The sequence below is a fragment of the Nonomuraea cavernae genome (genome assembly GCF_040655715.1).
In the GTDB taxonomy this organism is placed as follows: Bacteria; Actinomycetota; Actinomycetes; order Streptosporangiales; family Streptosporangiaceae; genus Nonomuraea; species Nonomuraea cavernae_A.
In genome coordinates this window covers 266,582-289,586 of the sequence record NZ_JBFAKL010000010.1, presented here as the reverse complement: position 1 = coordinate 289,586, position 23,005 = coordinate 266,582, and the positions used below count along the sequence as shown (strand labels likewise).

Below are 23,005 nucleotides of genomic sequence, written 5' to 3'. Positions count from 1 at the left end.
GGAGAACTGGCCGCGGACAAGGACCGAGATCTCCTCCCTCATCGAGAGGTTCGGCCATGCCGACGACCGCCCGAACCCCGAGTTCCCCATCCTCAGGTTGTTCCACGACGGGCTCTGGGACCTGGACCAAACCGACGTCCCAGCAGCCAGCACCAGCTCTGCCCAGCGATGGATGCGCGACCACTCACCCACGGGCGGTCTGCGAGCGTGGATCCGCACCATCGTGGTCCAGCACGAGGACGTGCGTGCACAGATCGTGTTACGACTCCTAGAAAAGTACTTCGATGGCGCAGACCACGACGCGCTGCTCACCGCAGTGGGACTGTCGTACACCGCCGATTCCGAAACGCTCTTGAACGACGGCTTCCCCACCCCAGAGCGCCGCCAGGTCATCACGATGCGAGTGATCCGGGACTCCGCCCTTGCGCATCAGATCAAGGACCTACACGGCCACCACTGCCAGATCTGCGGCACGCGGCTTCGACTCCCCCACAGCTCATACGCCGAAGGCGCCCACATCCGCCCGATCGGCAAGCCCCACAACGGCCCCGACGAACCGGGGAACATCCTGTGTCTTTGCCCTAACGATCACGTTCTTTTCGACCGGGGCGGCATCACTATCACCGACGATCTGCTGGTCTTCGACGAGATCACCGGCAAGATCAAAGGCAGCCTCCGCCTCGCCCCCGAACACACGATCAACATCGCCCATGTCGCCTACCACCGCGAAGCGACACGCCAGGACTAACCTCCTGCCGCGACTGAGATTCCCCTGTACGACGGCCACCGATGGTGTGGGATCACGAGGTTGCGTCTGAGGGCTTGTAGAGGCGCGGCCGCGGCGTACCTACAAGATTCACCCACAGCGAGAGCGAAGAAGTCGCCGGTGCAGGCGGTGCACTCCTAAAGGCGGAAATTCCAGTCGAGCCGGCCGGCGCGCAGGTCGTCGGCGAGCCCGCGCACATAGTCCAGCTCGGCCGCGACCACGCACCGCTGGTACTCGGACTCCACCATGAAGACCCGGCTCAGGAACGCCGCCGCCTCCCGCATCTCCGCGTCCAGCGCGGAGAGCCGCCCCTCAAGGGCGGCGACGCGGGCGCGCAGCGCGGCCTCGACCTCGTCCGGCGGGAGCACGAGCATGAAGGCGAGCGCGGCGGGGAACTCGGGGAACTCGCGCGCCGGCACGGACAGCATGGTCCGCATCCACTCCCGCAGGGTTTCCCGGCCCGCCTCCGTGGACTCGTAGACGGTCCGTTCTGGGCGGTTCTCCTCGCGCGACGTCTCCCGTACGGCGATGAGCCCGGCCCGAAGCAGGCGGTCGATGGTCTGGTACACGCTGTTGCGCTGCGCGACGTTGACCACGTCGTCCTTGTGCCGCTCCTTGATCATCTGCTGCATCCGGTACGCGTGCATCGGCTCTTCGCAGACCAGCGTGAGCAGCGCCATGGCCAGAGGGGACCGCCTCGTCGACATGCCGGACATCGTATCGGCCTAGCGGGCCTTAGTTATATTATGTATATTCAAGCCATGACTAAAGCATTGATCGTTGGTGGAGGAATCGCGGGCCCGGTCACGGCCATGGCGCTGCGGCAGGCGGGCATCGACAGCGAGGTCTTCGAGGCGTACGACCGGAAATCGGATGGCGTCGGCGCGTTCCTCACCCTCGCGTCCAACGGGCTCGCGGCCCTACGCGTCCTGGGCCTGGACGAGCTGGTCGGCGGGCTCGGCATGGACTCCTCGCGCATGCGGATGCTCAACGGGCGTGGCAAAGAGCTCGCCACCTTCACCCAGCCCGGCCGCACGCTGAAGCGCGCCGACCTCTACCGGGCGCTCCGCGACGAAGCCGTACGGCGCGGCGTGCGCATCCACTACGGCAAGCGGCTCGACGACGCGCTGGTCGACCGGGATGGTGTGCGCGCGGTCTTCTCCGACGGGAGCACGGCCGAGGGCGATCTGCTCATCGGCGCCGACGGGCTGCGGTCGCGCACCCGCGCGATCATCGATTCCGGCGCGCCGCGCGCCCGGCACGTCGGACTGCTGAACACGGGGGGTTTCGCGCGCGGTGTCACCGTGCCGGGAGAGCCGGGGACCAACCACTTCATCTTCGGCAAGAAGTGCTTCTTCGGATATCTCGTCCACCCGGACGGCGAGGTGTGGTGGTTCGCCAACCCGCCGAGCCGCAGGGAGCCGACCCGGGAGGAGCTCGCGGCGATCACGCCGACGCAGTGGCGGGCCCGGTTGACGTCGCTGTTCCGCGACGACGTCGGTCCGATGCTCGACATCATCGGCGCCACCGAGCACATCATCAGCGGCTGGAACACCTACGACTTCCCGACGGTGCCGACGTGGTTCAACGAGCGCATGGTGATCGTCGGCGACGCCGCGCACGCGACCTCGCCATCATCCGGTCAGGGGGCGTCCATGGCCATGGAGGACGCGGTGGTGCTGGCCAAATGCCTGCGCGACGTCCCCGGCCTCCCCGGCGCGTTCGCCGCCTTCGAGGGGTTGCGCCGGAAGCGGGTCGAGCGCATCGTCGCCCAGGGCAAGCGCAACGGGAGCGGCAAGGCACCGGGGGTTCTCGGCGCGTTCGCCCGAGACCTCGTGCTGCCGGCGATCATGCGCAAGCTGGCCGAGAAGAACGCGCTGGCCTGGATGCACGACTACCGGATCGAGTGGGACGACCGCGTCCTCACCCCGTCTCGCTGACTCGGTACGGGCAGCTCGCCCGCGACTTCGGCGGCCTGGTCGAGGTGGACCACGGCGGTACGCCGATGGTGCGGTGGAAGTGGCGGCGCAGCGTCGTCACCGTGCCCATGCCCGCCGCCGAGGCGGTGGTGTCGACGCTGTCGTCCGTGGTCTCCAGCAGCTCCTGCGCGCGGCGGATTCGCTGCGCGCAGCAGCCACTTCAGCGAGGTGCTGCCGGTTACCGAGTGGAAGAGGCGGGCCAGGTGGCGCGAGCTCATGTTCGGGAACCCTCCTCAGCCGGTGAGCGGCTGTAGCAAGCGGGAACGACGAGCCGAGGACTTCCTCAGCTTGAACAGAGCTGGGATCTCAGGGTGTGGTGGGCCCAGCTCTCCCACTGGTCGAGCGACCAGCCGCGGTCGCGGACGAACAGCAGATAGAGCTCCGGGCTGAGCAGGCCGAACAGCAGGTCGGCGGCGTGCTCGGCCGTCACCCCCTCGCGGATCCCCGGCTTGGTCGCCAGGGACTGGGCGGCCCTCGCGTGGACGGTGAACCTCGGGTCGGTGTCCTGGTCGAAGAGCTCGGCGATCCCCGGGTCGGCCAAGGCGGCGGCGCGCAGCATCTCGATGATCGGAGCCACTCGCTTCAGGATCATCACCGTGCCGTGCACATGGATCCGCAACTGGGCTTCGGCGGTCTCGGCGGCGAGGGCCTCGCGGAACCACGGCCGATCCATCGTCGCGATCGGCTCGTCGTCGCCCGCGATCGACACGTCGGCCAGCTCTTTGAGCAGCACGCGCTTGTTGCCGAACGTGAAATAGATCGTCTGTACGGCGACGCCTGCCCGGTCGGCGATCTCCTGAAGCGCTGTCGCGCCGTATCCACGCTGAATGAAAAGCTCGCGCGCGGCCTCCAGCATGCGCCTGCGCGTCTCCTTGGGCTTTCGGCTCCGTTTGTTCTCGCTGTTGACCTGACTCATGGCTGTAGCTTATATAGATGTCAGATCTAGAGTTCAACTCTAGTAGTGGCGGCCAGCTGAGCGCCCGTCACCCAACAGGCAGGAGGACAATCCATGCAGGCCATCGCCAACACCCACCACGCGGAAGCGTGGAACGGCTGGGAAGGCACCAACTGGGCGGACAACGCCGCCCGCTACAACGCGATAGTCGCCGCCTTCGACGACGACCTGTTCCGCGCCGCGGCGATCCACGAGAACGACCGTGTCATCGACATCGGCTGCGGTACGGGACAGCCCACCCTGATGGCCGCGCGCCGAGCAGCCCAAGGGCACGTCTTCGGCATCGACATCTCGGCGCCCATGCTGGAACGCGCCCGCGCCGACGCAGCCGAGCAGGGCATCGCCAATGTCAGGTTCGAGCAGGGGGATGCCCAAATCCATCCCTTCCCCGACAGCGGCTTCGACGTCGCGATCAGCCGGGGCGGGGTGATGTTCTTCGGCGACCTGGTGGCCGGGTTCGCAAACATCCGGCGAGCACTGCGGCCCGGTGGGCGGCTCGTGTTCATCGGCCCCCAGGGCGGCACCCCCGACAGTGACTACGCCCGTGCCACCGCGGCCCTGGCGCCGCTGATGCGCGGGCCCTCACCCGCCGCGCGGGGGATGGGATCTCTGGTCAATCCGGCCCGCATCCACGAGGTGCTCACCGAGGCCGGGTTCGCCGACGTGAGTGTCACCCCGGTCAACGCGCTGATGGACTACGGCCGCGACGCCGCCGACGCGGCGGATTTCATCCTCAGCCAAGGACCGGTCCGCTTCAATCTGGAAGGGGTCGGCCAGGCCGTCGTCGAACGGACACGTGCGGAACTGCGGGCGGGGCTCAAGGCGTACGAGAGCTCAGAGGGGGTTCTTATCCCCGGAGCCGTCTGGCTGGTGAGCGCAACACGCCCGTGAGCCCGGCTCCCCGTCACCCACGGTGCGGCTTCAGCACCAGCAGCACCGGACCCTCCCGGCGTTCTGATCGTGCCCAAGCGGCACGAAAGTCCCATGTGATCCGCAGGTTTCTTGCCCCGAACCTCCAGCCGCTGAGTGTTTCGGCTACCGGTCGTCAGCGAGTCGGAACCCGGGGGCGGTTCCACCATAGGGAGAGGGACAGGGCCGCGGTGATGAGGATGGCTCCGCCGGCGGCGAAGGCGGCGGCTGTGTCGATCCGTTGGTGGATGACGGTGAAGCTGCCGGGGAGGGCGTCGAGGGCGCTCTGGAGCTGGTCGGCGTTCTCAGCGCGGTGGTAGGAGCCGCCGGTGGTCTGGGCTATCCGCTTGAGTGCGGGCTCGTCGATGGTGCGAGGGTTGCGGCCCCTGTCGAATCCGCCGCGGCCGCCGCCCCAGCCGCCGAAGCCGCGGCCGTCGAACTGGGAGTTGTCGCAGACCATCGGGGCCGGGTTCGTGGTGCCGAAGCCGATGGTGAAGACGCGGACGCGGCGCAGGGCCGCCTCCTCGGCGGCGGTCTGCGGGTCGACGCCCTGGGTGTTGGCTCCGTCGGTGAGTACGACGATCGCGGCACCGGCGTAGCCTTCGCCGCCGCCGGGGTCGGCACCGGTGGGAGCCACCGACGGGTCGACCTCCGCGATCGCGTCGATCGAGGTGAGCATGGCCTGACCGATCGCGGTGCCACGGGCCACGCTGAGATTGTCCAGCGCCTCGATCAGCGAGTCGGTGTCGTCGGTCGGAGGGACGAGCAGGCCCGCGGCGCCCGCGAAGGTGACCAGGCCGATGCGCGGCCCGCCCCGCTGCGACTCGATGAACTCCGCGGCGGCCTTCTTCGCGGCGGTGATGCGATTGGGGTCGACGTCCGTGGAGCACATGGAGCCGGAGGTGTCGAGCGCGAGCAGGATCGTCGCCGACGTCATCGGCACCGGCACCGATGCCTGCGGCCTGGCGGCTCCGACCGCGAGCAGCGCGAGTCCGGCGATGAACAGTGCCGGGGGGATCTTCCGCGTCCAGCGCGTACGGCCGGGCAGCGCGTTCCGTACCAGCGCGATCGAGGTGACGCGCACGGCGGCCCGCCGGCGGCGACGCCTGGCCCACCAGCGGATGGCGAAGATCAGCGGAATGATCAGGATGGACAGCAGCGCCCATAGCCATGAGAACGTCATTCAGATCACCCGTCCAGACCGGAGCACGGTGAGCGCCGCTCCCCCGGTGAGCAGCGCGAGGGCGAGTGCGATCAGGGCGCCGGCGAGGGGCAGCGGCTCGTCGGAGACGGTGAGCCGCAGGTCGATCGTGTCGGCGATCCCGTCGAGCCGCGCAGTGTCGGAGGCGGGGTGGTAGGCGCCGCCGGTGGTCTGCGCGATCAAGGTGAGGGTGTCCTGTTCGAGCGAGGTCTGCAGGTGGTAGCCGTCGACCTTCACCGTCGCCCCGGCCGTGGTGCCGACCCCGACGGTGTGGATCTGTACGCCCGCCCGCTGGGCCACGGCGGCGGCCCGTTCGACGTCCGCGCCCTGGTTCTGGCCGTCGGAGAACATCACGATCGTCGCCGACGGCCAGTAGCCGATGTCGGGCGCGGTGCCGTCGCGGCCGATGGCCAGTTGCTTGCCGGTGATCGCCGACAGCGAGGCCGTGATGGCCGTACCTAGCGAGGTGCCGCCGGTGACCTTCAGCCGGTCGATGGCCTTGAGCGCGACGGAGTGATCGGCATCGGGGCGTGCGGTGGTGAGTGCGCCCCGCTCGAACGCGACGACTCCGATGTCGACGCTGCCGGGCTGCGCCGCCACGAACGCGCGGGCCGCCCGCTGCGCGGCCGCCAGCCGGGTGGGCGCGACGTCGTCGGCCCCCATGCTGTTGGAGACGTCGATGGCGAGGATGACGGTGCCCGCGGTCCGCGGGACCGGCACCATGGCCGCCGGTCCCGCGGTGGCGATCGCGAGTACGGCGACGCCGGCGATCGTCAGGCCGATGCCGGGGTACGCCCGGCGTCCGCCCGGCGCGGCGACGCCGGCCGCGGCGAGCGCGGCCGTCCGCCGGCGTGCCGAGACGACGGTCACCCAGGCGAGCGCCGCCGTGACGAGCAGTCCGACGACCAGGAGCAGGGGGGAGGACAGGGTCATGAGGCCTCCTTCGCCGGCCTCATGTGTCCATTGATGAGCTCGGTCATGGCGACCGGTCCCCGGTTCGGGCGACGACCTCGACGAGCGCCTCGGCCAGGTCGCGGTCGGTGTCGATGCGGTGAACGGGCACCCCGGCCCGGCGCATGCCCGCCACGAGCCGGGCGTCGCGGTCGTCGACGGCCTCGCGGAAGCGGACGCGTAACAGCGGGTCGGCGGAGTCGACGACGAGCTGCTCGCCGGTCTCGGCGTCCTCGACCACGATCAGCCCGGCTTCGGGCAGTACGTCGTCGGCGGTGTCCACGATTCGCAGGGCGACGACCTCGTGCCGCCGGGCCAGGCGCTGCAGCGAGCGTTCCCAGTCGCCGTCGCCGATGAAGTCCGACAGCACGACGACGAGCGCGCGGCGGCGCGCGAGCCGGCCGGCCGCGTCGAGCATCTCCGCCAGGTCGGTGGTGGTGCCGCCGCGCGCCTCGGAAGCCAGATCCCGGGTGCGTCCCTGGGTGCGTTCGGAGGTGCGGTCCCGGGTGCGCCTCCAGGTGCGTTTCCGGGTGCGTTCGGCGGTGCGGTCTCGGGTGTGTTCGGAGGTGCGGTCCAGCTCGGCGCCGATCCGCAGGGCGTGCCGCCGGGAGGTGCCCGGCGGCACGACGCGCAGCATCCCGGTGTCGAACAGCAGGGCGCCGACGCGGTTGCCGCCCCGGCCGAACAGCCGGGCGAGAACGAGCGCGAGCTCGGCGAGCACGTCGTGCTTGCCGCGCCCCGGCCGGCCCGCCAGCATCGACGCCGACCGGTCGAGTACGAGCCACACCGTCAGCTCGCGGTCCTCGGTGAACACGCGCAGGTGCGGCTCGTCCAGCCGGGCGGTCACGTTCCAGTCGATGTGCCGGGCGTCGTCGCCGTCCCCGTACGCGCGTAAACCGGTGAAGTCGATCCCGGAGCCGCGATGCGCGGTCCGGTGGGCGCCCTGGAGCCGGCCGTCGAGCCGGCGGACGACCTTCCACTCCAGGCGGAGGAGGAGCCTCTCGGGGGCGGTGGCCATGGCAGGTCAGCGGTTCTGCAGGACGACGTCGGGCGCCCGGACGGCCCCGAGCACCCCGGTGATGATCGTGTCGGCGTCGACGTCGTCCGCGAGGGCCTCGTAGGACAGTACGAGGCGGTGGCGCAGCACGTCGAGCGCGAGTTCGGACAGGTCGTGTGGCAGGACGTAGTCGCGGCCGCGCAGGAACGCCAGTGCCCGGGCGCCGGTGACGAGCGCGATGGACGCCCGTGGGCTCGCCCCGTAGGTGACGTACCGTTCCAGCTCGCCGAGCCCGGCCGTCGCGGGGGAACGCGTCACGGAGACGAGCCGTACCGCGTAGTCGACGATCGCCGGATCGACGTACACCTGCTGGGCGCGGGCCCGCATCGCGATCAGGTCCTCGGCCGTCACCATCGGCTGTGGCGGCTCGGGCGGACGCAGCGCCCGGTTGACGATCGCCTGCTCTTCGGCCCGCGTCGGATAGTCGACGACCACCTTCATCATGAAACGGTCGACCTGCGCTTCGGGCAGCGGGTAGGTGCCCTCCGACTCGATCGGGTTCTCCGTCGCCATGACCAGGAACGGCTCGGGCACCTTGAACGTCTCACGGCCGATCGTCACCTGATGCTCCTGCATCACTTCCAGCAGGGCGCTCTGCACCTTGGCGGGGGCGCGGTTGATCTCGTCGGCCAGCAACAGGTTCGCGAACACCGGGCCGAGTTCGGTACGGAACTCCCCGGAGTGCTGGTGGTAGACCCGCGTGCCCACGAGGTCGGCGGGCACCAGGTCGGGGGTGAACTGGACGCGCTGGAAACTCCCGGCGATCGCGGCGGCCAGCGACCGCACCGCGAGCGTCTTGGCCAGGCCCGGCACGCCCTCCACCAGCAGGTGACCGTCGGCGATCAGCGCGACGGCCATGCGCTCCAGCAGTACGTCCTGCCCGACGATCGTGCGTTTGACCTCGAACAGCACATGTTCGAGCGGATGGGCCGACTCGGGGAACTTGGTCGAGGTCATGGGGTTCCATTCTCGTGACGCTTCGGTCAAATCAGGGGCCCGTCGCCCGGTGGGCCGTCGCCTTCGCTGCCGCCCAGGGCCAAGCCGATCGGCACCGCGAACGCGATGCCGGCGAAGGCCTCGTCGCCTCCCGGGTCGGCGATCGAGACGACGACCCCGATGACCAGGCCGCGAGCGTCCAGGAGGGGACCGCCGGAGCTGCCCGGGTTGACGGAGGCGTCGAACTGGATGAGTCCGCTCAGGTCGCCTTTTTCGGCGCTACGGTTCAGGCCCGACACGACGCCGGTGGAGACGCTGTAGGTCAGGCCCAGTGGATTGCCGATCGCCACGACGGGCGCGCCCACGGCCACGGCGCCGCCGAGCGTCGCGGGGACCACGATCTCCGGCAGCTCCGCGGGCTTGAGGGTCGCGATGTCGCGCTTGGGATTCGACGACACGACAACGGCCTTCGACTTGGTGCCGTCAGCGAACGTCAGATTGACGTCCTTCGTGCCTTTGATGACGTGGTGCGCGGTCAGGATCCTGCCGTCCTCGGCCGCGATCACCCCGGTGCCGAGCGACTTCCCGGCCTGGATGACCACCACCGACGGCCCGACCCTCTTGAAGACGTCGGGCACCGTGAGCGTCGCACTGGGCGTCGGCGTCGGGCTCGGTCTGGGCGCGGCCGCTTCGCCGTTCCCGCCGCCGCTCCCCAGCCAGTACGCCAGCATCGCCACGACGACGAGCACGCCGCCCGCGACGACGAACCGCCGAGTCCTCCCGGCCACGGCTCTCTGAGCCTCGGCCGCATCGGCCTCCTGCGGCACGCGCTCCATTGCCCCATAGTCATCAATCCCAGTCGAAAGTGCTACAAACTTCGCCTGAGAACTTCATGAGAACCGGTCCCCCGCAGCCCAACGCGCACAGCAGGGACGAGGATGGCGGCGCCCGCCTACTCTGTCTGAGCCGATCGAGTCCGCGAACTAGACCAATTCCGGCGATTCGATTGCTCTACCTCCTGTGCCGACGTCCAATGGCTGCACATCTTGGTCTCACGCTCGATCATCGCGCCCGAGGGAGTCGCGTATGACCCGGGAGCAAGTGGAGCAGGCGTTGCGCCGAGCCGAGCAACTGACCGACGAGGCCCGGACCAGCCTCGACCGCGCAGTGTCGCTCATGTCGCAGAACATCTGGACGGGGCCGGCCGCGCAGCGCTTCGGCCTGGCGCTGACCGGTCAGCGCCAGGTCCTCCTCACTGCCTGCGCGGAGGCAGTGGACGAACTACGGGCATTGCTCGCCCGTACGCCCGCGGACAGCCCCGGCTGAGCCATGGGGGAACTTGAGGGCATGGCCCCCGAGGGAGTCCAGGCGCTGAAGGAAGCGTTGCGCGTGGCCGAATCGTCTCTGGGTTCCATCGGAGACGAGTTATGGGAGTTGCTGCGTGGGGCCTGGCTGTCGCCGGTCTCGGCCAACAAGATCCGGCAGGTAGCCGGATGGGCCGGACAACAGGGACCGGAGGTCGATCGGCGGCTGCTGATCCTGGAACGGATGGAGCTCGACCAGCCGGAACTGTTCGGCGGCGGTAAGCCGGTCTTCGTCGACGAGTCGTTGTTCGCCCCCGGAGCTGCTCTCCCGCTGACGGGCAGCTTCTGGGACCGTACGAGCCAGCAACTCCAAGCCGCCTTCGACCCCGACCTGAACTCCGGCAACCCGATGACCGAACAGGTCAAAGGCACCGTCGAGGGCCTGGCCGGGTTGGGCGAGATGGTGGCCAAGCTCTCCCCCAACCGCATGCTCTTCGACCACCTGGGATGGGAACGCGACATCAACGACCTGGCTCAGGCCGTGGTCTCGGGCGTTCAGGACCCGGTCGGATTCGCCAAGGCAGCAGCGGACTGGGACACCTGGGCGTCCAACCCGGACCGCGCCTTCGGCCGCCTCATCCCGGACATCGTGGCGGCGATCACGTCGGCCGGAGCCAGCGGCGTGCTCTCCGGCGGCAAGCGAGCCGTAGGAGCTCTGGGCAAGGCGGCCAAGAACGTGGTCCGCCCCAAGCCAACGACCGCCCTCGAACCCCACAACCTCACGCGACACCTTGACCGCAACGGAGACCACATCCCCGACGGGGACGGCCCCATCGACGCCTCGAGGAGCATGCCGACGGTTCCGGCTGCGAATCCTCTGGACGACGCCGTACGGCATACCAGCAACGCCGAGGGACGCGCGTGGGCGCGGGACAACATGCCGTTACCGGCCCTGACCCATGAGGAATTGCGCGCGTTAGATTTCTACGGCGGCATCGGCTATAAGAGGATCAACCCAGCCCTGCGAGAGAAGGACGCCGATCCCGGCGTTGTCTGGTCGCCCGAAGTCGCTGACGAAATCGCAGCCATGGACCAGGCAATCGGCAAGTCTCATCTGCCATCCGACATGGTCCTACACAGAGGCGTGGAGGAAAAGTTCTTGGAGTGGCTAGGGGTCGACATAAAGTCACCTGACGAAATGAAGCGCCTGCGAGGCCGCGTCATCACCGAGCCGGGATATTTGAGCACAAGCGTGGGCCGGCGGGCCGGGTTCGACGGAGACCTCCGCGTGATGCTACGAGCACCAAAGGGACACGAAGCGCTCAACATGTACCCCATCACCAAGCTGATCGGCGAACGGGAGATCCTCTTACGCCGCGGCACTTCGTACATCGTGCGCGGTGTGTACCGTAAGGACGGCCACTGGTATATGGAAGCAGACGTCGTACCGGAGGGCTGGACCAAGCCGCCCGACTGGGACGCCCCACCGTCCATGGATGCCGACCTCGGATGGAAAGGACCCTACGATGACTGACACCCCGAATCCTCGCTTCTACGATTATGTCGCTCCCAAGTTCGCCTCGGACAACGACTCCTACGATTTCAAGGCCAACGGCCCGGTACGGCGCGCCCCGGTGTACGACCGGAGGGGGCGGTTGCTCGGAGATGTGTGGACCGACGACCGTCAAGCCGCGGGGTTCAGTATCATCGATGATCCTGAACCGGACATGGGGTATGCGGTAAGCCGCATGGACCGAATTCTCGCCGAGGCTTACAAGTCGGAAATCCCCGCCGACCAGCTTCTGGACCCCGCCTTGTACGCACCGGACTTCGAATTGCGCCCTGAGGCGTAATCCACGCTGACCACCTCGGACCAGAGGGTCGTGGATGAGCACCATCCGGCGACCGCACCCACAGATCGATAGTCCACAGGCCGGTTCCCCCGGATCACGATCGACCGGGTGGGCGCGGAGCCTGCCTTCACGACGGCGACGGCAGCCGTACCAACAGTGCCTTGAGGGCTCCGCTCGGGATGCTCAAGGTTACGATCACCCCGTGAGTCCCCCCGCCGAGTCTGCCCGCCCAGCAGCCGGAGCGCCCCCGGTGATCGAGGAGGTTCTGCCCGGCGTGGTCGGGGTCGAGGCCTTCGCCGACGACCCGGCCGCGACGCTCTTTCCCGAGGAGGAGGCGTTGCTCACCAGGGCGGTGGACAAACGACGCAGGGAGTTCACCACCGTCCGGGCCTGCGCCCGCATCGCCCTCGGCAAGTTGGGCCTGCCACCGGCCCCCATCCTGCCCGGTCCGCGCGGTGCGCCAATCTGGCCGTCGGGGATCGTGGGCAGCATGACCCACTGCGATGGGTACCGCGCGTGCGCCCTCGCCCGGACAACCGAGGTGCTCACGCTCGGCATCGACGCCGAACCCAACAGCCCGCTGCCCGACGGGGTGCTGGCCACCGTGTCCGACGCGGCCGAGCGGGCCTGGATCGCCGAGCTGGCGCGGGCCGACCCGCGGGTCTCCTGGGACCGGCTGCTGTTCAGCGCCAAGGAATCGGTCTACAAGGCCTGGTTTCCGCTCACCGGGCGTTGGCTCGGATTCGAGGACGCCACCCTCACCGTGCAGCCAGACCAGCGCGCCTTCAACGCTCGGCTGCTGGTGGCAGGACCGGTGTCCGGCTTCACGGGCCGGTGGACGGTCTCCCGTGGGCTGGTCGTGACCGCCATCTGTGTCCGTTCCCGGAGAGGACACCCGGCCGAGGCCGAGCCTAGGATCATCTTGTGAGTCCCCCGCCGAGCCTGCTCGCCATCAGCGATCTGCACGTGCGGTACGCCGACAACCGGCGGCTCGTGGAGGGGTTGCGTCCCCGATCGAGCGGTGACTGGCTGCTGGTGGCCGGTGACGTCGGCGAGTACGTGGCCGACGTCGAATGGGCGCTGCGCCTGCTCAGCGCCCGCTTCGCCAAGGTGGTGTGGACACCGGGCAACCATGAGCTGTGGACTCCGCCAGACGACCCCGTGCAACTACGCGGCCAAGCCCGCTACGAGCACCTCGTCACCCTCTGCCGCGACCTGGGCGTGACCACCCCCGAAGACCCCTATCCGCTCTGGGACGGGCCGGGCGGGCCGGTCACCATAGCGCCGCTGTTCCTGCTGTACGACTACTCCTTCCGCCCCGACGGCACCTTCACCGAGGAAGCCGCGCTCGCCCGCGCCTATGACGTCGGCGTGGTCTGCTCCGACGAATTCCTCCTCCACCCCGACCCCTATCCCAGCCGGGTCGCCTGGTGTCAGGCCCGGGTCCGCCACACCGCCACCCGGCTCGCTGCGGTGGCCGACGGTCCGCCCACCGTCCTGGTCAACCACTATCCCCTTGTCCGCGACCCGACCCGCGTGCTGCGCCACCCGGAGTTCGCCCTCTGGTGCGGCACCCGCCTGACCGCCGACTGGCACCGGCGCTTCCACGCCGCCGCCGTCGTCTACGGCCACCTCCACATCCCCCGCACCACTGTCCACGACGGCGTCCCCTTCGAAGAGGTGTCCGTCGGCTACCCACGCGAATGGCGTCCCCGCGGCTCCCAGCCCGGCTACCGCCAAATCCTGCCCCCCACCCAGCCGGAGCGCTCCCGCTGATCGAAGGACACTCGGCAGCCTGCTCCGGAGCGAGATCGAGTTCAGCGTCACGCCGGGCGCCGACAGCCAGGTCATCGCCTCGCAGGGTTGTGACGCCGATCACGCTGGATGTGTGGATTCGTACACAGTTGATCGTCGGGTCTCTCCGTAATGTCCCGACTGCCGGACAAATTAACGACACCGGCAGCACCAAAACGGGAGGAACCCAATGCGTAAGACCCTTGCGATCGCGGCCTTGGCCGGCTCGATGGCCGTCACCGGCCTCGCCCTCAGCCCGGCTGCCGCCCAGGCCACCACCACCGCGTCGCAGTCTTCCGGGAACTGGGGGAAGGTCTTCTCCAGCGACCACAAGGCCTACACGTTCGGTAAGACGTGGAAGAGCCACGGCAAGGTCTTCACGAAGTGGCACGGGGTGGACAAGCGCGGCGGCAAGAAGGCCTGGGTGTGGTTCGAGTACTACCAGAACGGCTCCTGGCACAAGTTCAACAAGGCCTGGGACGGCAAGGTCGTCGGCACCTGGAGCGGCCGCGGGATCAAGAAGGTGTACACGTTCACCTGCTGGGCCGGCAAGTTCGACAACTGCGGCCGCAAGTACCGCATCTACTAGGCCAGACACCGCTGACGGCTGGACGTCTGAGCCGCACGTGACGGGCACGACCTTCTCGGAGGTCGTGCCCGTTCGCTCTGCGTCGGTGCGGTGAAACCGAACCCCCGCCGTGCGCCCTGAAGATCGGCCATCCCGCGGCCAGCACTTGTGGTGAAATATGGCCAATGGAGCGGGCGAGGCAGCTGGTAGGCGAGATGCTCGTCTACTGTTTCGTCGTCGTCCTGGTCACCGGCGCCTTCCTGACCTTCGTCTACACCCCCAGCGGCGAGACGGTCGCGTACACCGGCCCCTATCAGCCGCTCCATGGCGTCCCGATGAGCGCCGCCTACGAGTCCGTCCTCAACCTCAGCTTCAACGTCGGCGGCCGGCTCATGCGGGGGCTGCACCACGAGTCCTCGGTGCTGCTGGTGGTGGGGGCGGTCGTCTGGGTGCTGCTCGGCCGCTTCCGGTACGTTCTCGCGCTGCTCGGCCTAGCCCTGAGCCTGCTCGGCGCGCTGTCCGGCTACGCCTCCGTGGACGACCTCCTGTCAGGCACCTTCCTGAGCAGGATCCCCATCCCCATCTGGTACGCCCTCCACCTGCTGGCGGCGCTGACCACGGCCGCCGTCCTGCTGATCTCCTCGCGCAGGGAGGCGGCCCGCCACCCCCGGACGCCGGCCTTCATCGCCCTGGCCCTCGGCCTGGCGGTGGTGGGGACCTTCTTGCTCTGATCCCCCCTTCGCGCGCAGCCCACGACTCGCCCCGGACGAGGACACCGGCCTGAGGGCGTGTGGTGGACTGGCGGCATGACAGCGAAGACGCGGAATCCGCTGCCGGTGACGCCGTTGGGTGTCGGGCTGGCCGCGCTCGGCCGCCCGGCCTACATCACGCTCGGCCGGGAGGAGGATCTCGGCGCTGATCGCGGCATCGCCGCCCTGCGGGTCAGGAGCTGGGCCGTGCTGGACGCGGCGTGGGCGGCCGGCGTGCGCTACTTCGACGTGGCGCGCTCCTACGGCCGGGCGGAGGAGTTCCTGGCCGGCTGGCTGCGCGAGCGCGCCATCGCTCCCGGTGCCGTGACCGTGGGATCGAAGTGGGGGTACGCCTACGTCGGCGACTGGCGGACGGACGCCGAAAGGAGGGCGTGGCGAACGGCCGGCTGACCGCCCGCGCCGCCCCGCACCCTCTCGCCGCCGTCGCCCGCGAACGGGGGCTCGCCCCGGACGCCCTGGCCCTGGCCGCCATCCTGGCCCGGCCATGGGCCGGCGTGGTGCTGAGCGGCGCCGCCTCGGTGGAGCAACTCCACAGCAACCTGACCGCGACCGGCGTCGGCTGGGACGCCGAACTGGACGAACGGCTCGCCGTACTGGCCGAGGAGCCCGAGACCTACTGGGCGACAAGGGGCTCGCTGAAGTGGCAGTGATCGTTTAGGGTGGGCGTGCCCTCCAAACGCTTGGAGCACGCCGTGCCGCACCTGTCCCGTCGCCAGGTTCTCTCCCTGCTTCCCGCAACCGGCCTGCTCGCCCTGGCGGGCTCCCCCGCGCGTGCCGCGGTGGGGGTCGATCACGCGCGGCTGCTCGCCAACACCGTGGCGATGTTCGCGGGGACTCCTGACGTCAATGCCCGGCCCGAGGTCGCCGGCAAGCTCGCGGCGATCCTCCGGACCGCCAGGCAGCGGCTGACCGCCATGGACCAGGCGGGCGCCGGGCAGCTGTTCTCCGGCCTGCCGCTCGGCGCCGACGACGCCAACCTGCGGCTGGCGTTCCAGTATCTGTACGAGATCGCGCTCGCGACCCGCACGCCGGGCGGCGGGCTCGCCGAGGACGTCGCCGTCCAGCGGCGGGTCGTCGACGGCCTGGTGTGGCTGCACGACCGCCACTACGGCGACCAGTCGGCGGGCTACTACGGCAACTGGCACACCTGGGAGATCGGCATCCCCACCCATGTGAGCAGGACGCTGGCCCTGCTGGCCGACCGGGTGCGGCAGGAGCGGCCCGAGCTGACGGCGGCCTACCTCGCCTCGATGGACGCCTACTTACGCAACGGCAAGGACGGCGACGTCGACCTCGACTCGCGCTTCCACACCGGGGCCAACCTCGCCGACATCGCCGCCAACCGGATGCTGCAGGGCGCCCTCATCGGCGACGACGCCCGCGTCGGCAAGGCCATCTCCGACCAGGCCACCGTCTTCGCCACGATCGACCCCTACGACCTCCGGCACGGCGTCACCGACGGCTACTACCGCGACGGCTCCTTCATCCAGCACCACTCGGTCGCCTACACCGGCTCCTACGGGCGCATCCTGCTCACCCGCGTCGTGCAGACCCTCAAGACACTGGAGGGCGCGACGAGCGGCGGCTCCGCCGATCTGGCCGGCATGGTCCATCGCTGGATCGCCGACGGCTTCGCCCCGCTGATCTTCGAGGGCTGGATGATGGAGATCGTCAAGGGGCGGGCGGTCTCGCGCACCACCACCGGCTACGCCGACGTCGGGGTGATCGTGGAGGCCATCGCCGACCTGGCCGACCACGCGTCGAGCGCCGAGGCTCTGGCGCTGAAGAAGTACGTCAGGTTCCTGCCGGCCGCCGACACGGCCGCCTTCGTCTCCCCTGTCAGCGTCGCCCGCTACACGGCCATCCGCGCCGACTCCGCCCTCCCGCCCGCCGACCTGAACCCGCCCGAGCGTTCGGTGGCGTTCAACTCCATGGACCGGACCGTCCACCGCCGCCCCGGCTACGCCTTCGCCCTCGCGCGCAGCTCGGAGCGGATCAGCGCGTACGAGTACATGAACGGCGAGAACCTCATGCCCTGGTTCCAGGGCCATGGCGCCTACTATCTCTACCTGGCGGGCGAGGACCAGCGCGAGGTCTTCGGCGTCGACTACTACACGACCGTCTCGCCGTACCGGCTGGCCGGGATCACCGCGCCCACGGAGGAGCGGCGCACGATCCCCGAGCTGTACGGCCGGTTCTGGTACGAGAACCCCGGGCACCCGCTGAACTTCACCTCCTCCTCGGAGTCCCAGAACACCTACGTGTACTTCCCCCGCGCCGGTGACTCCTTCTCCGGCGGCGCCACCCTCGGCGCGTACGGCGCGGCCGGCATGGTCCAGTCCGACGACGCCGCCTACACCGCAAAACAGGCGGGCCTCCTGCCCGGCGACTTCGTCGCCTACCGCAACGCCCGCGCGACGAAGTCCTGGTTCATGCTCGACGACGAGATCGTGGTGCTGGCCGCGAACGTCTCCGGCCAGGGCGGCCGCGACGCGGTGACCACCGTGGACAGCCGCATCGCCGCTCCCGCCGACGCCATCGAGCTCACCGGCGAGAGCTGGCGCGGCGGGGCCTGGCAGGCCGGCGACACCACTCCGCCGCGCTGGCTGCGCCACGCCAACGCCACCCGTGGCACCGCGATCGGCTACGTCTTCCTCACCAGGCAGCCCGTGGCGGCCGGCGTGCAGACGGTGACCCGCAGCCGCAGAGTCGTCCGCGCGTCCAACCCCGACACCAGCGTGACCAAGAACGTCTTCACCGCCTCGGTAACCCACCCCGCCGCCGGTGACGTCCCCGCCCTCGCCTACGCCCTGGTCCCGAACTCCACCGAGAGCGGCCTGCGCGGCTACGCGGACGGCCCGCTGACCGTCCTGGCCAACGACCGGCACGTGCAGGCGATCAAGCACCGGAAACTCGGGATCGTCGCCGCCAACGTCTTCACCGACGGCCCGCGCCACGCCGGGCGCCTGCTCATCAACGGCCCCGCCTCGGTCATCGTCCAGTCCGGCGAGCGCACGGTCGTCGCCCTGTCCGACCCCACCATGAAGCGCGACCGCGTCACGGTCGTCCTGCTCGGCGCGCCCCTCCGCCTCGTCACGGCGGACGAGGGAGTGACGGTACGCCGCGTGCCGGGCGGCACCCTGGTCCAGGCCACCACCCGGCACGCCCACGGCCGCACTTTCACCGCCACCCTGCGCTGACGGGGGGAGGCGGCGCCGTCCGCGGCGGGTGCCTCGTCGCAGGGATCCGTCAAGTGCGTCCTCCTCGGCCGGCGGCGATCCGATCGCGCCCCTCGGCCGGGAAGGTGGCGACGACACTGGACGGTGTCGTGCCGTCGCACCGGCCAGATCCTCACCGTCGACGGCGGCCTCGAACTCAGCTGATGTCCGTCGCCCGTCACTCGTACATCTGATGGCAGATCTGGTTGTGGAGACGGAACTCAGGGCGCGAAGACGGGAACAGCTCGTCGCACTTCGCAGCGAACAAGGAGGTCGTTCCGGTGTTGGCACCGTCTTCCAGCATCTGTTCCTCGCTCCTGACCTCCATGGGAGGGTCGGTCTGCCTCTTCACCACGGTCCTGCCGGACGGACGCGCGGGGTCGTCGTTCTCATGTCGTCGGCGTGGCACGGCCCGGTTCTCCGCCCTGCTCGCCGTTCGGCTCTCCGTGTGGTTCTGCCGCCGGCTCTCCGTGCGACCATCCGATCGGTTCTCCGTGCGGTTCTCCGTGCGGTGGGCCCGCTCGGACGACGTCTTCCCACGGGTCGGCGCCTTGGGTCTCGGCCTGGACGAGGCCGAGCGCGGCGGGCGGGCTCCGGCCCTGGCCGTGGGGCTCGGCGACGAGGTGGGCACGGCCCGTTCCGTCACGCGCGGGTCAGTCGTCGGCGCCATGGCGGTCCCCGCCCCCGGGGAGGTGGTGTCCGTGCCCCAGGCGGTCGACCAGATGCCCAGAGCCACGCAGGCCACGAAGCCGGCGATGACCGCCGGTCTGGTCCGGCGGTCCCGGTGTCGTGGTGACGGCCGCTCCGGTGGGGTCGGAGTCGAGTACGTTCGCCAGCCGAAGGACTCGCCCCCGCCGGCGAGCCTGACCGGCTGCCGACGTGGCGGATCGCTCGGAGGGCGCCGCATCGGCAGAGGTTCTCCGGGTGAGGGTGCGGGGTGGTCGTGTTCGTCGTGCATGGTTCTCCCTCCTCACTGCCCGTGCTCGCCAGGGTGCCGCAGCAGGGCGACGTCAGGCCGGAACGACTCGGCCTGACGAGCGGCGGGAATGAAATGGCCCCGGTCTCACCGGGGCCAAAGATGGAGGAAACACGGCATAAGCGGACAGGCGCCTGGCGGGTGATACCCAGCGTGATCCGGCCCGCAGGCACGCCTGGAACTTCGCGAAGAACCTGGCGCGCGGCTCGGCCGGCTCGGCCTCGGGATGTTCGTTCACCACTATCCGGTCGGGGTCTTGTCCTTCCACCAGGACGGGTTGTCGGTGTACCAGCGGACGGTTTCGGCCAGACCCTCCTCCCAGCCGACGCGTGGGCGGTAGCCGAGGGCGCGCAGCTTGGTGTCGTCCAGCGAGTAGCGGCGGTCGTGCCCCTTCCTGTCGGCCACCCGTTCCACCATGTCCCAGTCGGCGCCCAGGGCGGCGAGCAGGCGTTCGGTGAGCTCCACGTTGGTGAGCTGGGCGCTGCCCGCCACGTGGTAGACCTCGCCCGGCACCCCGCGCTCGGCGACCAGTTGGATGGCCCGGCAGTGGTCGTCCACGTGGATCCATTCCCGGATGTTGCCCCCGTCGCCGTAGAGGGGGAGCTTGCGGCCGGCGAGCAGGTTCGTGACGAACAGGGGGATGATCTTCTCGGGGTACTGGCGGGGTCCGTAGGTGTTGCCGCACCTGGTGATCACCACGGGCAGGCCGTGCGTCGTCGCGTCGGCCAGGGCGATCAGGTCGCCGCCCGCCTTGCTGGCCGCGTACGGCGAGCGCGGCCGCAGCGGCGCGTCCTCGCGCCACGAGCCCGACTCGATGCTGCCGTACACCTCGTCGGTGGACACGTGCACCACCTTGGGGGTCCCGGCGTCCAGGCAGGCTCGCATGAGCGCCTGGACGCCGAGCACGTTGGTGCGGACGAACTCCGCGGCCCCCTCGATCGACCGGTCCACGTGTGACTCGGCCGCGAAGTTGACCACGAGGTCATGGCCGGGCACGACTCGGCTGAGCAGGCCGGCGTCGCAGATGTCTCCCTCGACGACGTCGCAGGCGACTCCGTCCAGGTTCGCCAGGTCCGCGGCGTAGGTGAGCCGGTCGAGCACCGTGATCCGCTCCGCGGCGGCGATGCGGGCGAAGTGGGAGCCGATGAACCCGGCCCCGCCGGTGACGAGGATCCTCATGGCCGCTCAGGAGGCCATGGCGGTCTCCACGACCACCGCGCTGTCCTCGTCGCCCCGGCCCGCGGCGACCACCTCGTCCAGCCGTTCCGCCGCGCGCGAGCACACGGGCAGGGTCAGCCCGCCCGCCGCCGCGTCCGAAACGGCCAGCCGCAGGTCTTTCGCCATGAGCTGGGCGCGGAAGGCGGCCGGCTCGTAGCAGCCGTCCCGCATGAACCCGGCGCGGAAGGCCAGGGCGGGCGAGCAGAACGCGCTGCCCGTGATCGCGTTGATCAGCATGGCGCGGTCGAGTCCCGCCCGCACGCCGAGGGCCACCGCCTCGGCCAGGCCGACGGTCTGGACGCCGAGCAGCAGGTTGAAGGCGAGCTTCATGGTGCACGCCATGCCGGGCGGGCCCAGATAGCGCAGCTCCCCGCCGATGGCGGTCAGCACGTGTTCGATCTCGGCCACGTCGCGCTGGTCTCCGGCCGCGAACAGGCGCAGCTTGCCCTGCGCGGCCATGACCGGGTTGCCGATCAGGCACAACTCCACCCGGCGTACGCCGTGGGCGGTCAGCCGTTCGGCCGCCTCGGCGGCGTAGGCCGCCGAGACGGTGGTGGTGTCGACGACCACGGTGCCGGGCTTGAGCGCCGGCAGCATCCGCTCGAACAGCGTCTGCTCCACGGCCTTCTCGTCGGCGAGGCTGAGCAGGATGACGTCGCTGTCGCGGGCCACGTCCTGCGGCTGCGGCGCCCACCGGGCGCCGGCCTGGCGCAGTGGACCGGCCTTGGCGGCCGTCCTGTTGTGCACGATGAGCGGGAAGCCGGACTCCAGCAGGCGCTTCGCCATGCCCGCGCCCATCGCGCCGAGTCCCACCACGGCGAGCTTCACGACGCCTCCACGGGCCGGGTGTCGGCGGACAGCTGGGAGATGCAGCGCATGGTGGCGTCGCGGAAGTAGGCGCCGAACTTGTCCGTCGTGCTGGTGTCGCGCTCGCGCACCAGGTAGGGGGCGAGCTGCTTCTCCAGCTTGTGGACGCCGCCGTGCTTGGCCATGTTCGCGGAGACGGCCTCCAGCGTGCCCTCGAAGTGGATGACCCGGACCATGAGGTCGTCCTTGATGAACACGGCGGTGCCGAGCAGCCGGCCCACCTCGTTGCCCTGTTCGTCGCGCAGGACGGAGCTGCCGACCCGCTGGAAGCCCTGGAAGATCTCGGCGATCTCGTCCTCGTGCCCCGGCTTGACCCGGTAGGTGATCGCGGCGTACGTCATCACATTCCTCCATCGACGTAGAGCGTAGTTCCGGTGATGTAGCGGGACTGGTCTCCGGCCAGGAAGAGCACGGCGGCGGCCACCTCGTCGGCGGTGCCGAGCCGGCCCAGCGCGGTCATGCCGGCCAGTCGTTCGCGCAGCTGCGGGGGCGGCCCCGCGCCGGGGTCCGCGGCGTCGACGACGCCGGGGGCGACCGTGTTCACTCTGATGCCGCGCGGGCCCAGCTCGCGGGCGAGCGAACGGGTGAGCCCGATGAGCGCGGCCTTGGACGCGGTGTAGTGCGCGCTGGCGGGCCGGCCGCGCAGCGCGACGGACGCGGACAGGTTGACCACCGAGGCGCCGTCGGACAGCAGGCTCAGCGCCTGCCTCGTGACGAGGAAGGCGGAGGTCAGGTTGGCGTCCATGATCTCGTGCCACTGGCCGGGGTCCAGCTTGTCCACGGGACAGACGCCGTCCACTCCCGCGTTGTTGACCAGAACGTCGAGCCCGCCCAGGCGCTCGGCGCAGGTGTCGGCGAGCGCCGCCACCTCCGCCTCCTGGGTGACGTCCGCGGTGACCAGCTCGTAGGAGAGCAAAGCCGGCTCGCCCCTGTGGCAGGCGACGACGCGGGCGCCCGCGGCGGCCAGCGCGCGGGCGGTGGCCGCGCCGATGCCCCGCGATCCGCCGGTGACCAGCACCCGCTTGCCGGCGAGCCCGGCGTCGTACGTCATGATCGCTCCTCGGAGTAGGCGGCGGTGACGGTGTAGAGGCCGAAACTCGGCCCCCGCGAGCTGTCCTGGAAGGAACGCAGCGGCGCGGTCGTCTGCCGGTGCCGCGTGCCGGTCTCCCAGGCGCGGAAGGAATCCAGGCTGTCCCACTCGCTCATGACCAGGAACCCGCCCGGCTGGGTGAGCGAGCGCAGCAGCTCGTTGCCGAGCAGGCCCGGCGTGCCGGACAGCTCCCGGCTGACGCGGTGGTAGGCGTCGGCCAGCTCGCCGGGAGAGTCCCCGGAGGCCGTGGCGTAGACGAGCACCCGCACCCTCGGGCCGGTCATGTCCGGGCCACGGGGTCCATGGCGTAGACCACGTTCATCGTGACCATGGAGCCGCCGGAGCGGAACGGGTGCAGCCTGACCCGGTGGTTCAGGTGCTGCTCGCTGCGCTCGAACTCCCGGAAGCGCGGCTCGTCCACCCAGTCGCTGACGATGTAGTAGACGCCGTCCTCCTCGTCGCTCTTCGACAGCCACTGGCCCTCGTTGGCCGGGTGCTCGGTGACCGCGGTGCCGACCCGCAGCCAGGTCTCCTCGAAATCGCGCTCGGCGCCCGGTTTGATCTGCATGCGCAACATCACGCGGAAGGTCATC

Annotated in this window: 26 protein-coding genes and 1 pseudogene; 13 read left to right on the top strand and 14 right to left on the bottom strand. The window is 70.0% G+C overall.

Annotated elements, in window-relative coordinates; genetic code table 11:
- Positions 1–748: HNH endonuclease (locus AB0I38_RS17840; RefSeq protein ID WP_358468514.1), on the top strand; the 748-nt coding region annotated here is incomplete at its 5' end.
- A gap of 155 nt (positions 749–903) precedes the next feature.
- On the opposite strand, the gene AB0I38_RS17835 is transcribed toward AB0I38_RS17840, so the two are convergent.
- Entirely contained in the window at positions 904–1,473 is a 570-nt protein-coding gene (locus AB0I38_RS17835; protein WP_358468511.1) for a PadR family transcriptional regulator, read from the bottom strand.
- A gap of 54 nt (positions 1,474–1,527) precedes the next feature.
- Between AB0I38_RS17835 and AB0I38_RS17830 the strand changes: the two genes are divergently transcribed.
- The gene (locus AB0I38_RS17830) at positions 1,528–2,706 is read left to right on the top strand and encodes an FAD-dependent oxidoreductase (protein WP_358468508.1); all 1,179 of its coding nucleotides are present in this window, start codon (positions 1,528–1,530) and stop codon (positions 2,704–2,706) included.
- Here AB0I38_RS17830 and AB0I38_RS40395 read toward each other — a convergent pair.
- Positions 2,690–2,963, bottom strand: a pseudogene (locus AB0I38_RS40395) (helix-turn-helix domain-containing protein); the annotation flags it as partial. The gene AB0I38_RS17830 and the pseudogene AB0I38_RS40395 sit on opposite strands and share 17 nt — an antisense overlap.
- A gap of 65 nt (positions 2,964–3,028) precedes the next feature.
- Complete coding sequence (locus tag AB0I38_RS17820; RefSeq protein ID WP_358468505.1) at positions 3,029–3,661, bottom strand: TetR/AcrR family transcriptional regulator; 633 nt, start codon at positions 3,659–3,661, stop codon at positions 3,029–3,031.
- 93 nt (positions 3,662–3,754) lie between these two features.
- Here AB0I38_RS17820 and AB0I38_RS17815 point away from each other — a divergent pair, with 93 nt between their 5' ends.
- Positions 3,755–4,591 carry a class I SAM-dependent methyltransferase gene (locus AB0I38_RS17815; RefSeq protein ID WP_358468502.1) on the top strand — a complete coding sequence of 279 codons (837 nt, stop codon included), beginning with the start codon at positions 3,755–3,757 and terminating at the stop codon, positions 4,589–4,591.
- Between the two features lie 154 nt (positions 4,592–4,745).
- Here the strand turns inward: AB0I38_RS17815 and AB0I38_RS17810 are convergent, their stop codons facing one another.
- From AB0I38_RS17810 to AB0I38_RS17790, 5 genes are read right to left on the bottom strand one after another with little or no spacing between them, the layout of a single operon-like run.
- Positions 4,746–5,792 carry a VWA domain-containing protein gene (locus tag AB0I38_RS17810; RefSeq protein ID WP_358468499.1) on the bottom strand — a complete coding sequence of 349 codons (1,047 nt, stop codon included), beginning with the start codon at positions 5,790–5,792 and terminating at the stop codon, positions 4,746–4,748.
- Positions 5,793–6,743 carry a VWA domain-containing protein gene (locus AB0I38_RS17805; RefSeq protein ID WP_358468496.1) on the bottom strand — a complete coding sequence of 317 codons (951 nt, stop codon included), beginning with the start codon at positions 6,741–6,743 and terminating at the stop codon, positions 5,793–5,795.
- A gap of 43 nt (positions 6,744–6,786) precedes the next feature.
- On the bottom strand, positions 6,787–7,779 hold the full coding sequence (locus AB0I38_RS17800; RefSeq protein WP_358468493.1) for a DUF58 domain-containing protein: 993 nt from the start codon (positions 7,777–7,779) through the stop codon (positions 6,787–6,789).
- Positions 7,780–7,785: 6 nt separating this feature from the next.
- The gene (locus tag AB0I38_RS17795) at positions 7,786–8,775 is read right to left on the bottom strand and encodes an AAA family ATPase (protein ID WP_358468490.1); all 990 of its coding nucleotides are present in this window, start codon (positions 8,773–8,775) and stop codon (positions 7,786–7,788) included.
- A 26-nt stretch (positions 8,776–8,801) separates the two neighbouring features.
- Positions 8,802–9,590: a S1C family serine protease gene (locus AB0I38_RS17790; protein ID WP_358468487.1), complete on the bottom strand. Its 789-nt coding sequence runs from the start codon at positions 9,588–9,590 to the stop codon at positions 8,802–8,804.
- Positions 9,591–9,840: 250 nt separating this feature from the next.
- Here AB0I38_RS17790 and AB0I38_RS17785 point away from each other — a divergent pair, with 250 nt between their 5' ends.
- From AB0I38_RS17785 to AB0I38_RS17740, 10 genes are all read left to right on the top strand, one after another.
- Positions 9,841–10,080 carry a hypothetical protein gene (locus AB0I38_RS17785; RefSeq protein ID WP_358468484.1) on the top strand — a complete coding sequence of 80 codons (240 nt, stop codon included), beginning with the start codon at positions 9,841–9,843 and terminating at the stop codon, positions 10,078–10,080.
- 21 nt (positions 10,081–10,101) lie between these two features.
- Positions 10,102–11,592 (top strand): ADP-ribosyltransferase, encoded by a 1,491-nt coding sequence (locus AB0I38_RS17780; protein WP_358468481.1) that lies wholly within the window; start codon positions 10,102–10,104, stop codon positions 11,590–11,592.
- Positions 11,585–11,911: a hypothetical protein gene (locus AB0I38_RS17775; RefSeq protein WP_358468478.1), complete on the top strand. Its 327-nt coding sequence runs from the start codon at positions 11,585–11,587 to the stop codon at positions 11,909–11,911. Before AB0I38_RS17780 ends, AB0I38_RS17775 begins: the two co-directional genes overlap by 8 nt.
- A 202-nt stretch (positions 11,912–12,113) precedes the next feature.
- Entirely contained in the window at positions 12,114–12,839 is a 726-nt protein-coding gene (locus AB0I38_RS17770; protein WP_358468476.1) for a 4'-phosphopantetheinyl transferase family protein, read from the top strand.
- Positions 12,836–13,687: a metallophosphoesterase family protein gene (locus tag AB0I38_RS17765; protein WP_358468473.1), complete on the top strand. Its 852-nt coding sequence runs from the start codon at positions 12,836–12,838 to the stop codon at positions 13,685–13,687. The genes AB0I38_RS17770 and AB0I38_RS17765 overlap by 4 nt, the downstream gene beginning before the upstream one ends.
- A gap of 208 nt (positions 13,688–13,895) precedes the next feature.
- Positions 13,896–14,294 (top strand): hypothetical protein, encoded by a 399-nt coding sequence (locus tag AB0I38_RS17760; RefSeq protein WP_358468470.1) that lies wholly within the window; start codon positions 13,896–13,898, stop codon positions 14,292–14,294.
- A gap of 164 nt (positions 14,295–14,458) precedes the next feature.
- A complete protein-coding gene (locus tag AB0I38_RS17755) occupies positions 14,459–15,004 on the top strand; it encodes a hypothetical protein (RefSeq protein ID WP_358468467.1) in 546 nt (181 codons plus the stop codon).
- A 75-nt stretch (positions 15,005–15,079) separates the two neighbouring features.
- Positions 15,080–15,433, top strand: a complete 354-nt coding sequence (locus tag AB0I38_RS17750) for an aldo/keto reductase (protein WP_358468464.1) — start codon at positions 15,080–15,082, stop codon at positions 15,431–15,433.
- Positions 15,415–15,693, top strand: coding sequence for a hypothetical protein (locus AB0I38_RS17745; RefSeq protein WP_358468461.1), 279 nt, complete (start codon positions 15,415–15,417; stop codon positions 15,691–15,693). The genes AB0I38_RS17750 and AB0I38_RS17745 overlap by 19 nt, the downstream gene beginning before the upstream one ends.
- Before the next feature lie 15 nt (positions 15,694–15,708).
- A complete protein-coding gene (locus AB0I38_RS17740; protein WP_358468458.1) occupies positions 15,709–18,243 on the top strand; it encodes a polysaccharide lyase family 8 super-sandwich domain-containing protein in 2,535 nt (844 codons plus the stop codon).
- A gap of 1,234 nt (positions 18,244–19,477) precedes the next feature.
- On the opposite strand, the gene rfbB is transcribed toward AB0I38_RS17740, so the two are convergent.
- Genes rfbB through AB0I38_RS17710 form a run of 6 tightly spaced genes read right to left on the bottom strand, consistent with a single transcriptional unit; the run spans position 19,478 to position 23,004 of the window.
- A complete protein-coding gene (gene rfbB / locus AB0I38_RS17735) occupies positions 19,478–20,416 on the bottom strand; it encodes a dTDP-glucose 4,6-dehydratase (protein WP_358468455.1) in 939 nt (312 codons plus the stop codon).
- A 6-nt stretch (positions 20,417–20,422) separates the two neighbouring features.
- Positions 20,423–21,283, bottom strand: coding sequence for an NAD(P)-dependent oxidoreductase (locus AB0I38_RS17730; protein ID WP_358468452.1), 861 nt, complete (start codon positions 21,281–21,283; stop codon positions 20,423–20,425).
- On the bottom strand, positions 21,280–21,663 hold the full coding sequence (locus AB0I38_RS17725) for a SchA/CurD-like domain-containing protein (protein ID WP_358468449.1): 384 nt from the start codon (positions 21,661–21,663) through the stop codon (positions 21,280–21,282). The genes AB0I38_RS17730 and AB0I38_RS17725 overlap by 4 nt, the downstream gene beginning before the upstream one ends.
- Complete coding sequence (locus AB0I38_RS17720) at positions 21,663–22,373, bottom strand: SDR family NAD(P)-dependent oxidoreductase (protein ID WP_358468446.1); 711 nt, start codon at positions 22,371–22,373, stop codon at positions 21,663–21,665. Before AB0I38_RS17720 ends, AB0I38_RS17725 begins: the two co-directional genes overlap by 1 nt.
- A complete protein-coding gene (locus AB0I38_RS17715) occupies positions 22,370–22,696 on the bottom strand; it encodes an antibiotic biosynthesis monooxygenase family protein (RefSeq protein WP_358468443.1) in 327 nt (108 codons plus the stop codon). The genes AB0I38_RS17720 and AB0I38_RS17715 overlap by 4 nt, the downstream gene beginning before the upstream one ends.
- The gene (locus tag AB0I38_RS17710; protein WP_189128787.1) at positions 22,693–23,004 is read right to left on the bottom strand and encodes an antibiotic biosynthesis monooxygenase family protein; all 312 of its coding nucleotides are present in this window, start codon (positions 23,002–23,004) and stop codon (positions 22,693–22,695) included. Before AB0I38_RS17710 ends, AB0I38_RS17715 begins: the two co-directional genes overlap by 4 nt.
- Between the last annotated feature and the right edge of the window lies 1 nt (position 23,005).